The organism is Marilutibacter aestuarii (assembly GCF_006546775.1).
Taxonomy (GTDB): domain Bacteria; phylum Pseudomonadota; class Gammaproteobacteria; order Xanthomonadales; family Xanthomonadaceae; genus Marilutibacter; species Marilutibacter aestuarii.
Genome location: NZ_VICE01000021.1, coordinates 1 through 12,477 on the forward strand (window position 1 = coordinate 1; position 12,477 = coordinate 12,477).

Sequence of the window (12,477 nt, forward strand, 5' to 3'; positions counted from 1 at the left end):
CGAGTACCGCGCCCGGCGTGCCGCGCGGCAGCAGCCGACCGTCGGCGCCGTAGCCGCGCTCGGCGAAGACTTCGTGCGCGACCCGCAGGCCGTTCTCCACGCCGGCGCGCGTGAGCGCCGAGCCCGAGAGCCCGTAGAGCACCAGCGAGGGGTCGAATTCGAACACGGCCGAGGCGATCGCGTCGGCGATGCCGGCGTCGCGGGCGGCGATGTTGTACAGCGCGCCATGCGGTTTCACGTGGGCCAGCGCCATGCCTTCCCCGTCCGCGATGCGGGCGATGCGGCGCAGTTGCGCGGTCACCAGCAAGGTGGCGTGGCCCGGCGTCACCGGCAGCTCGCGGCGACCGAAATGTTCGCGGTCGACGAAGCCCGGATGAGCACCGACGGCGACCCCGTGCTCGCGGCACAGGCGCAGCGTGCGGCGCATGCTGTCGTCGTCGCCGGCATGGCCGCCGCAGGCGATGCTGGCGGAGCTGACCAGCGGCACGATCGCGGCGTCGTCGCCACAGCCTTCGCCGAGGTCGCAATTGAAGTCGATGCGGCGCATGCCGGGACCCTGCAATCGATGGTGGTTGCCGCGCTCAGGGTAGATCAAATTCCGTCGCCCGGACCGCGTACGGGGGAAGGCGTTCGTCCAGCAGGTGCGACAGCCGACGCCATTGGGCGCGCCGCAGCATCCACAGCCGTTGCGATTCGGCTGCGTCGATCGCGCGCCATTGCAGCCATTGGCCCGGCGCGACCTGGGCCAGCCGCGGCATGTCGACGGCGGCGACATGCCCCAGTCGTGGGTAGCCCCCGGTCACCTGGGCATCGGCCATCAGTACGATCGGCTGGCCATCCGGCGGCAACTGGATCGTGCCCGGCGCCACCGCCGCGGAGACGGCTTCCACGCCGGGGCCGGCGAGCGCGTCGCCTTTCAGGCGCAGGCCCTGCCGGTTGCTGCGCGGGTCGAGTTGCCAGCCGCTGCCATCCAGCGAAGGCCCGCCTGGGCGCGCATCGGGCACGTAGCGGATGCAGGGTTCGGCGGGCAGGGGATCGTCGAACTCCACCCACCAGGCGGGCGCCCGGGGCCGGCGCACGCGGTCCACCTGGACCGCGCCGAGGGGCAGGCGGTCGCCGGTTTCCAGGCGGCGGCCATCGAGCCCGCCGAAGCCGCCGCGCAGGTCGGTGCTGCGGCTGCCCAGGCATTCGGGCACGTCGATGCCGCCGGCGATGGCAAGCCAGCCGCGCACCCCCAGGCGCAGCCGGCCGATGCGCAGCTCGCCCGGTGGCAGTTCCACGGGGCGGCCGTGGCCGACGGCGGACCGGCGGCCGCCGGCCTCGATGAAGACGGCGTCGACCAGGGCGCCGCACACGGCCACGCGGGTCGGTCGGGCGAAGCGCAGGCGTGGACCCGACAGGGTGAACTCGAGCACCGCGCTGCCTGGCGGATTGCCGACCAGCCGGTTGGCCAGCGCCGCGGCGTCGACATCCAGTGCGCCCGCGCAGGCCACGCCGACATGGCGCCAGCCGGTGCGGCCCCGGTCCTGGACCGTCGTCAGCGGGCCCGCGGCGAGGACCTCGACGGTGGCGACACCTCGCGCGCTCACTTCGTCACCTCGCCCAGGCGAGCGAACGCGTCGGCGTCGACCGGACGGAAACGGACGCGGTCGCCGGGTTGCAGCAGGGCGGGTGACGCGCGACCCGGGTCGAACAGGGCCAGCGGCGTGCGACCGAGCAGGCGCCAGCCGCCGGGGCTTTCGCGCGGATAGATGCCGGTCTGCGCGCCGCCGATGGCGACCGAGCCGGCGGGGATGCGCGTGCGCGGGGTCGCCAGGCGCGGCAGGGCCAGGGCCGGGTCAAGGCCGGCGAGGTAGGGGAACCCGGGCGCGAAGCCGATCATCGCGACCGTGTACTCGGCGGCGGCGTGGCGCGATGCCAGGGTCTCCGCGTCCATGCCCAGCTCGCGCGCGGCGTCCTCGAGATCGGGGCCGAATTCGCCACCGTAGGCGACGGGCACTTCGATGCACGCGCCACCGCTTTCGCGTCGCCGTGCCGCGTCGCTGGCAAGCCGGGACTGCAGCCATGCATGGACCTCGCCGGCGCCGAGGCGGCGGGGGTCGAAGAAGACGCCGATGCTGGCATAGGCCGGCACCAGGTCGAGGATGCCCGCCGGCGCGGTCGCGCGCAGGTCGTCGACGCGCGCATGGACCCGGGCCATCGACACCGCATCGATGGCGTCGCCGAGCGTCAGCAGCCAGGCGTCGTCGGCCAGGGCCTCGATGCGGACGTGGGGCGTCGGGCTCACGCGTCGAGCGCGTCGCGCAGGGCGTTGATCCGCGCGACCAGCGCTTCGGGCGTGTAGGGGCGGGCACTCGCCGTGCCCCAGACCGGGCGCGGCCAGGCGATGTCGCCGTGGAAGCGCGCGATCACGTGCACGTGCAACTGCTCGACCACGTTGCCCAGCGCCGCCACGTTCAGCTTGTCGGGTTTGAACAATGCCAGCAGCGCGCGGCTGGCGACGTCGATCTCGCGGGTCAGCGTTGCGCGCTCGGAGGGCCTGAGGTCGGTCAGTTCGCGCGCGCCGTCGACGCGCGGCACGAGGATCAGCCAGGGGTGGTGGGCGTCGTCCATCAGGCGCAGTTCGCTCAGGCCGAACTGGACGACCGGATGGGTGTCCTCGGCGAGGGTCGGATGCAGGTGCCAGCGGGAGGCGTTCATCGCAGGGCGTCCTCGAAGAAGGCGAGCGTGCGCGGCCAGGCCTCGGCCGCGGCGGCGGGCACATGGTCGGCCCGGCGGTCGCAATTGAAACCGTGGCCGGCATCGTAGACGTGCAGCGTCGCGCCCGGATGCGCGTCGCGGTGGCGTTGGACCGCTTCGGGCGGGAGGCTGGCATCGTGCTCGCCGAAGTGGAACATCATCGGCGCGCGCAGGGCCTCGTCCAGGAAGCCCGTGGTGCGGGTGCCGTAGTAGCTCACCGCCGGCAGCCCCAGGCGGGTGTTGGCCAGGTAGGCGATCGTGCCGCCCCAGCAGAAGCCGACCGCGCCCGTGCGCAGGCCCTCCGCCTGCAGCGCGTCGGCGGCGGCCCGCGCGCCGTCCACCGCGCGTTCGGTCCCCAGCTGGGCGACGAGCGCGCGTCCGCGGGCGATGCCGGCCTCGTCGTAGTCAAGCTCGACGTCGCGTTCGACCGGGTCGAACAGGGCCGGGGCCAGGGCGCTGTAGCCGGCCCCGGCGAAGCGGCGGGTGACGTCGCGGACGTGGCCGTTGACGCCGAAGATCTCCTGCAGGACGACGATGCCGCCGCGGGGCGCGCCGGCGGGATCCTCGCGCCAGGCGCGGATGGGGCCATGCGGGGTGTCGAGGTCGGTCCAGTGGCCCATGGGGCACCTCCATCGGGTGGGGACGTGGCCGGATGTTCAGCCGGGAGCAGGGCAGTGGCCGGTCCATGGTAGCGCCAGCGCTATAATTCGTGTCCCGGCGTGCCGCCCGTTCCGGCGCACGCGATCGAACCCGGCCCCTCCATGTCCCTGCAAAACAGCAAGTCCGCCAATCCCAAGGTCGGCTTCGTCAGCCTCGGCTGTCCGAAGGCCCTGGTCGATTCCGAACGCATCCTCACCCAGCTCAAGGTCGAGGGCTATGACCTCGTGCCCAGTTACGACGATGCCGACGTGGTCGTGGTCAATACCTGCGGCTTCATCGATTCGGCGGTCGCGGAGTCGCTCGATGCAATCGGCGAGGCCATGGCCGAGAACGGCAAGGTGATCGTCACCGGCTGCCTGGGCAAGCGCGAGGACGTGATCCGCGAAGCGCACCCCGGCGTGCTGTCCATCAGCGGGCCGCAGGACTACGCCAGCGTCATGGGCGCGGTGCACCACGCGTTGCCGCCCCGCCACGATCCCTTCGTCGACCTGGTGCCGCGACGTGCGGTCGATACGGGCAGCGACATCGGCGTCAAACTCACGCCCAAGCACTATGCGTACCTGAAGATCTCCGAGGGCTGCAACCACCGTTGCAGCTTTTGCATCATCCCCTCCATGCGCGGCGACCTGGTGAGCCGGCCGGTCGACCAGGTGCTGCGCGAGGCCGAGAAGCTCGCCATGGGCGGGGTGAAGGAACTGCTGGTGATCTCGCAGGACACCTCCGCCTACGGCGTGGACCTCAGGTACGCCGAGCGCGAATGGCGTGGCAAGGCCTACCAGACCCGCATGAAGGCCTTGTGCGAAGGGCTGTCCGAGCTGGGGCTCTGGACGCGCCTGCATTACGTGTACCCGTACCCGCATGTCGACGACGTCATCCCGCTGATGGCCGAAGGCAGGCTGTTGCCGTACCTGGACATCCCGTTCCAGCACGCCAGCCCGCGCATCCTCAGGCTGATGAAGCGCCCGGGCGCGGTCGACAAGACCCTGGAGCGGATCCAGCGCTGGCGCGACACCTGCCCGGAGATCACCATCCGCAGCACCTTCATCGTCGGCTTTCCCGGCGAGACCGATGCCGAGTTCGAGTCGCTGCTCGACTTCCTGGAAGAGGCGCAGCTCGACCGCGTGGGTGCGTTCGCGTACTCGCCGGTGGAGGGTGCGAAGGCCAACGACCTGCCCGATCCGGTGCCGGAGGAGGTCAAGCAGGAGCGCCTGGCACGCTTCATGGAACTGCAGGCCGACATCTCCACCGCGAAGCTCGAAGCCAAGGTCGGCACCACCCAGCGTTGCCTGGTCGACGCGCTCGACGGCGAGCTCGCGATCGCCCGCTCGATGGCCGATGCGCCGGAAATCGACGGCCTGGTACAGATCCAGAACGGCTTCGAAGCCGGTCTGCGCCCGGGCGAGTTCGTCGATGTCGCCATCATGGGCAGCGACGAGCACGACCTGTACGGCGAGGTCGCGTTCGAGGACTGACGCCGCACCGTGGGCGACGCGCCACGGGCGCGCCGCCTGTCACGGAACCGGGGCGCCAACCGCACCCCGGCTGCCGGTTCGTGGTACACAGCCCGGATGCCTCGTACCCCGGACCGGGCGTCATGGATGCGCCGCGCCGCCACTGCCTGCCTGTGCCTCGGCCTCGCGTCCGTGGCGGGCCCGGCCGCGTGGGCGCAGGATGCGCCCGTCGCCAGCGACGCGCCGGAAGCGCGTGCCGGCAGCGGGTTCGTACTGCTCGGCGAGCAGCGGCCGTTCCAGGCCGAGGTCATCACCGAGTTGATGCAGGACCGCGTCGGCTTCCTGTGGATCGGCACGCGCGAGGGCCTGTTCCAGTACGACGGCCAGCGCTTCCGCAAGTTCCAGCATGACGCCGGCGACCCCGCTTCGCTTTCGAGCAATGCCATCCGCGGCATGCTCGAGGACGGCGAGGGGCGGTTGTGGGTCAACACGATCTCCGGCGGCCTGAACCTGCTGGACCGCTCCAGCTGGACCTTCCGTCATTTCAAGCACCAAGGCGCGCCCGGCGGCCTCAGCCATGACGGCGTCTTCGCCCTGGCCGAGGCCGGGGGCGGGCGCCTGTGGGTCGGTACCCAGGCTGGCCTGGACCTGCTCGATCCGGCCACCGGCCGCGCCGAGCCCCGGCCGCTGGGCGACAAGGGCGGCGAGTTCATCATGACCCTGTTGCGTGGCGCCGACGGTCGCCTGTGGGTGGGCACCCTGGGCCAGGGACTGTTTCGCGAGACCGCGGACGGCGGCTTCGAGGCGGTGCGGATGCGGGATCCGGGGGCCGAACCGCCCGGCGACATCTTCGGGCTCATGCAGGACGCCGATGGCGTGGTGTGGGTCGGTGCGCGCGACGGCCTCTATCAGGTGATGCCCGTCGACGGCCGGCTGCGAGAGGCCACGCTCCTGCCCGCCGAGACCGGCGACGAACTGGTGAACGTGACCACGCTGGCGCCGGATCCTTCCGGGGCGATATGGGTGGGGACGTTCGGTGCGGGGCTTTATCGGCTCGATCCGGCCACCATGCGCATCGAAGCGATCGACCTGGGCCGGACCGGGGCCGGTGCCCAGCACGTCGACCAGGGCGCGGCCCTGGTCGATCGCCAGGGCGGCCTGCTCGTGGGCACCTTCGGCGCCGGCCTGTTGCGCCGCCCGGCGCCGGTGCTCGACATCCAAGGCTATCGCGCGGGGGCCGGCGAGGCCGCGGGCCTGCGCGGCGAGGATGTCTACGCGGTGCTGGCCGACGGCGACGACATGCTGTTCGGCAGTTTCGGCGGCGGCGTGCAGCGGCTCGACGGGGCGACCGGCCGGGTGGAGTGGTTCGACGCGCCCGAGACCGACGGGCGTCGGCTCGATGGCGTGGTCGCGCTGGCGCGCTCACGCGACGGCAGCCTGTGGGTCGGTACTTCGGCCGGGCTCTACCGTCGCCTGCCCGACGGCGGGATGACGGCATTCACCGCGCCTCCCGGTTCGCCGGGCGAGGCCAACCCGGGCTATGTCTACGCGATGCTCGAGGACAGCGCCGGACGCCTGTGGGTCGGTAGCGGGGGCTCGGGCCTGTACCGCTTCCGCCCGGATGCCGAGGACTTCCTGATCTACCGGCCCGAGCCGGGCAACCCGCGCGCGCTGTCGGACGACTTCGTGTCCGCGCTGATGGAGGATCGCCGGGGCCGGCTGTGGGTCGGCACGCGATCGGGCGGGCTCAACCTGTGCACGGTCCGGGACGAGGACCTGGATTGCGAGCAGTTGCCGCCCGGCGAGGGTGCCGGCGTGCCCAGCCACCACCACGTCGCCGACCTGCTCGAAGCCCCCGATGGCGGGGTCTGGATCGGGACCGGCGGAGGCGGTCTCAATCGCGTCGAACTCGACGCCGACCGCGGCATCGTCGGTGCACGGGTATGGACCCGTGCCGACGGCCTGGTCGACGACAACGTCATGGCGCTCGCGCATGCACCCGACGGCGCATTGTGGATCACCACCCGGGTGGGCCTGTCGCGCCTCGACCCCGACGGCCACTTCGACAACTACACCGTTGCCGACGGCCTGCCGACCGCGGTGTTCAACGCCAAGGCGGCCGACTGGCTGGGTGGGCGCCTGTACCTGGGTGGCACGCGCGGCGTGGTGTCGATCGATCCCGGCCGCTGGCAGCGTCCCGGTCCGCCGCCGCCCACCGTGTTCACCTCGGTCGAGGGCCTGGAGCGCACCACGCCGCTGCCAGCGCCGCCCTGGGCATTGGAGACCTTGCAGGTCCCCTGGCGGCAACCGTTCTCGCTGGGCTTCTCGGTGCTCTCCTTCGATGGCGGGGAGGCCGAATACGAATACCGCCTCGACGACGGCGAACCGTGGACGTCGCTGGGCAACCGCAACCAGCTGACCTTGCATTCGCTGTCGCCGGGCCGCTACCGGGTAGGCATCCGGGGTCGCCACGCCGGCACCGGGTGGACGTCGTCGGCGCCGTTGGAGATCGACATCGTCCCACCCTGGTGGCGCAATGCCTGGCTGCAGGCCGGCGCGATCCTGCTCGCTTTCGGCCTGGTGCTGCTGACGGCAATCTGGCGCGTGCGTGCGTTGCAGGCGCGCAATGCCGAGCTGCAGGCGCTGGAGCGGCAGAAGGACGCCGCGCTGCAGGCCTCGCGCGACAGCCAGGAGCGCCTTGAATCGGCGTTCGCGCGCCTGCGCCGCCTGACCATGCAGCTGGAGGCCGCCAAGGAAGAGGAACGCAAGCACATCGCGCGCGAGCTTCACGACGAGTTCGGCCAGGCCCTGACCGCCGCCAAGATCAACCTGCGCCTGGCCCTGGCCAGCCCCGGCGGGGACGCCGCCGAAGCGCGCATCGACGACACCCTGCGCGTCATCGAGCGCCTGATCGTGCAGGTACGCGCGCTGTCGCTCGACCTGCGGCCGCCTTTGCTCGACGAACTCGGCCTGGTGGCCGCGCTCGAGGGCTATCTCGACGCAGTCGCGCAGCGCAGCGGCGTGGCGATCGAGCGTGACATCGCCACGGCCCTTCCGGCCCTGGATGCCGAACGCGCGATCGCCGTGTTCCGCGTGGTGCAGGAAGCCCTGACCAACGCGCTGCGGCATGCCGATGCGGGCCGGATTCGGGTCGCGCTCGCGCAGGATGGCGAGGCGATCGCGATCGAGGTGGCCGACGACGGGCGCGGCTTCGACGCCGACGGCGCGCTTGAAGGGCGCTCGCGCGGTTTCGGGCTCTTCGGCATGGGCGAGCGCGTCAAGGACCTGGGCGGCCACTTCGCGCTCACCTCCAGGCCGGGTCGCGGTACCTTGATACGCGCGACTGTTCCGTTGGCGAACGCCGGCCCGACGGGCCTGGAGGACACAAGCACATGAACACGCGCATCGTGATGGCCGACGACCACCAACTGGTCCGGGCCGGGCTGAGGAGCCTGCTGGAGTCCTTCGGCGACGTCACCGTGCTAGCAGAGTGCGGAGACGGCCACGAGGCCCTGGCGCTCACCGACCGCCACCAGCCCGACGTGCTGCTGCTCGACATCACCCTGCCGGGCCTCAACGGCCTGGAAGTGGCCGCGCGCGTGCCCCGGGCGAGTCCGCACACCCGCGTGCTGGTGCTGTCGATGCACGCCGGGGCCGAATACGTGTCGCAGGCGCTGCGCGCCGGGGTCGCCGGGTACCTGATCAAGGATTCGGCGGTCGATGAGCTGCGCGTGGCGCTCGACTCCATCCGCGCCGGTCGACCCTACCTGAGCCCGGCGATCTCGCAGACCGTGCTGCACGGGTTCCTGCGCACGGGCGAGGGCCCGCCCGAGGGCGCGCAGCTCGACGTGCTCACGCCGCGCCAGCGCGAGATCCTGCAACTGGTCGCCGAAGGCCACGGCACCCGCGACATCGCCAACCGGCTGGGGCTCAGCGTCAAGACCGTGGAAAGCCATCGCAGCCAGATCATGGATCGCCTCGACATCCATGACGTGCCCGGGCTGGTGCGCTTTGCGATCCGGGTGGGCCTGGTCTCGGTCGATTCGCGTTGATGCCGCCGCGCGGACAGTGATCGCCGTCACCGATGGAGCGTGGACTGGTGCATGCGGCTAGGGGAATGCCCTAGGCGCTCCTGGGGGTGGTCCCGATTCTGGCGACACGCGGCGCGGGGCTAGGGTTGGGGTGTCGTTACAGGGGGCGGCATCCACCACCATCCATCTCCGGGGGAGAACCCAAATGAGATCCTCGTTCGTCCTGCGTCGAGCGGCCGCCCTGGCCCTGCTGGCGCTGTCCCTTGGCCTGCTGGCCACCACCGCGCAGGCCACCAAGCTGCGCAAGCAGAACCTCACCGAACTGATCGCCGGCGCCGAAAGCATCGTGTCCGGAACGGTCAAGTCCGTCAGCGATGGCATCGACGCGCAAGGCGTGCCCTACACCGAGGTCACCCTCTCGGTCGGCCGTTCGCCCAAGGGTGCGATCGAGGCTGGCAAGGAGTACACCTTCCGCCAGTTCGGCCTGCTCGAGCCGCGCACCTTCCCCAACGGCCACCAGCTGCTGGCGCGCGCGCCGGAAGGCTTCCCGACCTGGCACGAGGGCGAGTACGTGGTGGCGTTCCTCAACCGGCCCGCCTCGCGTACCGGCCTGCAGACCACGGTCGGCCTGGCCCAGGGCAAGCTGGCCCAGGTCAACGACCGCCTCGCCAACGACTTCGGCAACGACGGCTTGTTCGACGGCGTGCAGGTCAGCGCCGGCCTGCTGTCGCCCGACGAGAACGCGCTGCTCAACGGCAGCCCGGTCGACACCGCGGTGTTCCTCAACCTGATCGACCGCATCGTCGAGCAGCAGTGGATCGAGAAGGGGGAGATGAAGTGATGAAGAATTCCCGCACCCGCAACTCGCGCCTCTTCCTGTCCCTGGGCCTGGCGCTCGCTGCCGGCGCCGCCCAGGCCGCCGGCCCGCTGTACCTGTCCGACGACACCGGGGAACTCAAGCCGCTCGCCTGGGACACGAGCAACGGCCCGATCCCGGTCTATACCGATGGCGGCGAAGCCTTCACCTTCGATTTCGACGGGGTCACGCCCTTCATCACCATCGAGCGCGCCAACGAGATCACCGCGTTCGCGTTCCAGCAGTGGAGCCAGGTGCCGACCTCGACGTTCGAGGCCGAGATCGCCGGCACCATCGAATCGCAGATCGGCATCGCCGACATCACCGGCGCCAATGCCGACGCGATCTACAGCGTCGAGAACGGCCGCGGCTTCTGGGTGCTGTACGACACCGACGGCAGCATCCTGCAGGACTATTTCGGCGTCAGCCGAGACTCCGTGCTCGGCATCGCATTCCCGGAATGGTCGGACGGCAACGGCCACATCATCGAGGCCACCGCGGTCATGAACGGCTGGGGCGTGCACGTCGACGACCCGCAGGGCAACGCCTACGCCGGCGTGTTCAGCCATGAGTTCGGCCACGCGTTGAACCTCTCGCATTCGCAGGTCAACGGTCCGATGGCCTACCAGAGCTACACCTATGCGCCGAAGTACCCGGGCGTGAAGGGCTGCGTCGCGCCGTACCACCGCTACGATTACCCGGCCTCGAACGCGGAAGCGAACCCGATCGACGTCACCAGCCTGGAGACGATGTTTCCCTTCATCGACTCGCGTGCCGGTGGCGGCGTGGCGCAGTCGACCGTCGACATGCCCGACGACATCGCCGGCATCTCCAACCTGTATCCCAGCGCGACCTATGCCAGCACCACCGGCTCGATCTCCGGCGTGCTGCGCCTGAAGGACGGTGCCACCGAGTACAGCGGCATCAACGTGGTCGCCCGCAACGTCGACGACCCGCTCTTCGATGCGGTCTCGGCGATGACGGGCGACCAGACCCAGGGCGTGCTGGGCCCGGACGGCCGGTTCACCATCCGCAACCTGACACCGGGGCAGCGCTACGTGGTCTACATCGAGCCGATCAGCTCCGGTGGCTATCCGACCACGCCCCGGGCCCTGGTCTCGCAGGGCGAGTACTGGAACGTGGCCGAAAGCAGCGACCCGGCGACCGATGCGGGCTGCGACGCGACCCCGATCCTCGCCGAGGCCGGTGTCACCAAGGCGGCCGACATCACCTTCAACGGTTACGCGAAGGGCGTGCAGTTCACGCCGATCGTCCAGGCGCACCTGCTCGAGCTGTCCAAGAGCGGCAAGCGTGCCTCGGGCGTGGTCGGCGAAGTCGGCTTCGTCTGGGACCGCATCAAGGGCTTCCAGCTGCTGCCCGAAGGCGTGGACGCCAGCAATGGCGCGCTCGACCGCACCGGCGGGAGGATGCTGGGCAGCGCCGACGTCAACGGCAACGGCATCAAGGAACCGGTGATCGTGTCCATGGCGACGGGGCGTTACCAGGCCCTGGGCGACATCAACGGCAACACCTGCGGCGGCAGCAGCACCGGTGGCGTCAGCGCCGCGACGGGCTGGTCGCTGGACGACGCCGCCCGCACCATGGCCGGTACCGCCTACATCGACCGCAACGGCAACGGCATCTGCAACCAGTCCTACCAGAACGAGATCGTCCCGGTGGTGTGGGATGCGCAAGGCGGCATGCGCGAGCTCCACACCTGGTTCGACAGGCTCCCGCAGTGGGCGCGCGCGACCGGCATCTCGGGCAATGGCCGCGTCATCGTCGGCAGCGCCGGCGCGCAGGATGCGCTGGCGTGGATCGACGAGGGGCAGATGATCAACCTGGGCGACATCACCGGGGCGCGTGACCTCTACGCGGTGAACTACGACGGTACCCGCGTGCCGGTTTCCACCTCCCAGGGCGTGCTGCTGTGGAATGCCATGAAGGGCACCGGCGCCGATGCATTCACCAACATCGGGGGCCTGCGCTACTGTCGCGACGTGCCGATGGTCCAGTTGGGCCGCGACCTCTGCGCGCTCTATGGCGAAGACGTCGTCAACGAGGCCCTGGGCACGCCGCTCCTGTCGATCTCCAGCACCACCGACAAGGGCGACATCGTCCTGGGCCGCGCCGGCTCGCTCTTCACCGGCTTCGTGGGCGCGATCTGGATCGAGCACGTGGGCTGGATCACGATGACCGACTTCCTGCACAAGCAGGGCGTGGTCGAGGCCTCGGACATCCCCTACGACAACCCGATCGGCATCAGCGCGTCGGGCAGCGAGATCGTCGGCGGCCTGGCCGGTGCATCCATGTCCTGGCTGATCGAGGCCGACCAGGTGTACGTCTGCCAGGACGGGCAATCGGTGCTGACCGGCTTCCCGGGTGGCCTGCAAGCCAAGGTCCAGGCCGGTGCGACGTTCGGTCGTTGCGAGTTCCTCGACTGAGCCATCGCCCACCACAAGTGCGTTTCACGAGGGGCGGATCTTCGGATCCGCCCTTTTTCATGCGTCTGACAGGCGAGGGGACGCGCGCCGGCACCGACCTGCAGCGCGTGGGGCCGTAGGGTGGGTAGAGCCGAAGGCGAAACCCACCGTCGCGCTTGGACACGGCGCACGATCGGGTGGAACCCCCAAACGAAAGTCAATGGCTTTCGCCCGCTGCGCGTGCGAGTCCCTTTTGTCTTGTCAAAAGGAACCAAAACCGCCGGCTCCATCGGCCGCCGGTCCGGCTTCGCCGCACC

10 protein-coding genes are annotated in these 12,477 nt (G+C 70.6%); 5 read left to right on the plus strand and 5 right to left on the minus strand.

Annotated elements, in window-relative coordinates; genetic code table 11:
• From FKV25_RS02605 to FKV25_RS02625, 5 genes are all read right to left on the minus strand, one after another.
• Positions 1 to 547: 5-oxoprolinase subunit PxpA (locus tag FKV25_RS02605; protein WP_141517240.1), on the minus strand; the 547-nt coding region annotated here is incomplete at its 3' end.
• Positions 548 to 581: 34 nt separating this feature from the next.
• Positions 582 to 1,589, minus strand: coding sequence for a 5-oxoprolinase subunit C family protein (locus tag FKV25_RS02610; protein WP_141517241.1), 1,008 nt, complete (start codon positions 1,587 to 1,589; stop codon positions 582 to 584).
• Positions 1,586 to 2,287, minus strand: a complete 702-nt coding sequence (gene pxpB, locus FKV25_RS02615; RefSeq protein WP_141517242.1) for a 5-oxoprolinase subunit PxpB — start codon at positions 2,285 to 2,287, stop codon at positions 1,586 to 1,588. The genes FKV25_RS02610 and pxpB overlap by 4 nt, the downstream gene beginning before the upstream one ends.
• Entirely contained in the window at positions 2,284 to 2,700 is a 417-nt protein-coding gene (locus FKV25_RS02620; RefSeq protein ID WP_141517243.1) for an HIT domain-containing protein, read from the minus strand. The genes pxpB and FKV25_RS02620 overlap by 4 nt, the downstream gene beginning before the upstream one ends.
• On the minus strand, positions 2,697 to 3,359 hold the full coding sequence (locus FKV25_RS02625; protein ID WP_141517244.1) for a dienelactone hydrolase family protein: 663 nt from the start codon (positions 3,357 to 3,359) through the stop codon (positions 2,697 to 2,699). Before FKV25_RS02625 ends, FKV25_RS02620 begins: the two co-directional genes overlap by 4 nt.
• A 141-nt stretch (positions 3,360 to 3,500) precedes the next feature.
• Here FKV25_RS02625 and rimO point away from each other — a divergent pair, with 141 nt between their 5' ends.
• From rimO to FKV25_RS02650, 5 genes are all read left to right on the plus strand, one after another.
• Complete coding sequence (rimO, locus tag FKV25_RS02630; protein WP_141517245.1) at positions 3,501 to 4,871, plus strand: 30S ribosomal protein S12 methylthiotransferase RimO; 1,371 nt, start codon at positions 3,501 to 3,503, stop codon at positions 4,869 to 4,871.
• A gap of 126 nt (positions 4,872 to 4,997) precedes the next feature.
• Positions 4,998 to 8,246 carry a two-component regulator propeller domain-containing protein gene (locus tag FKV25_RS02635; protein WP_141517246.1) on the plus strand — a complete coding sequence of 1,083 codons (3,249 nt, stop codon included), beginning with the start codon at positions 4,998 to 5,000 and terminating at the stop codon, positions 8,244 to 8,246.
• A complete protein-coding gene (locus FKV25_RS02640; protein WP_141517247.1) occupies positions 8,243 to 8,902 on the plus strand; it encodes a response regulator in 660 nt (219 codons plus the stop codon). The genes FKV25_RS02635 and FKV25_RS02640 overlap by 4 nt, the downstream gene beginning before the upstream one ends.
• Before the next feature lie 184 nt (positions 8,903 to 9,086).
• A complete protein-coding gene (locus tag FKV25_RS02645; RefSeq protein WP_141517248.1) occupies positions 9,087 to 9,722 on the plus strand; it encodes a hypothetical protein in 636 nt (211 codons plus the stop codon).
• The gene (locus FKV25_RS02650; RefSeq protein WP_141517249.1) at positions 9,722 to 12,181 is read left to right on the plus strand and encodes a M10 family metallopeptidase domain-containing protein; all 2,460 of its coding nucleotides are present in this window, start codon (positions 9,722 to 9,724) and stop codon (positions 12,179 to 12,181) included. Before FKV25_RS02645 ends, FKV25_RS02650 begins: the two co-directional genes overlap by 1 nt.
• Positions 12,182 to 12,477 lie beyond the last annotated feature (296 nt).

Bases quoted from the DNA above. Each gene is read 5' to 3' on its own strand.
- FKV25_RS02625 (WP_141517244.1), bottom strand. From the start codon at position 3,359: ATGGGCCACTGGACCGACCTCGACACCCCGCATGGCCCCATCCGCGCC.
- FKV25_RS02650 (WP_141517249.1), top strand. From the start codon at position 9,722: ATGAAGAATTCCCGCACCCGCAACTCGCGCCTCTTCCTGTCCCTGGGC.
- FKV25_RS02635 (WP_141517246.1), top strand. From the start codon at position 4,998: ATGCGCCGCGCCGCCACTGCCTGCCTGTGCCTCGGCCTCGCGTCCGTG.
- rimO (WP_141517245.1), top strand. From the start codon at position 3,501: ATGTCCCTGCAAAACAGCAAGTCCGCCAATCCCAAGGTCGGCTTCGTC.
- FKV25_RS02620 (WP_141517243.1), bottom strand. From the start codon at position 2,700: ATGAACGCCTCCCGCTGGCACCTGCATCCGACCCTCGCCGAGGACACC.
- FKV25_RS02645 (WP_141517248.1), top strand. From the start codon at position 9,087: ATGAGATCCTCGTTCGTCCTGCGTCGAGCGGCCGCCCTGGCCCTGCTG.
- FKV25_RS02640 (WP_141517247.1), top strand. From the start codon at position 8,243: ATGAACACGCGCATCGTGATGGCCGACGACCACCAACTGGTCCGGGCC.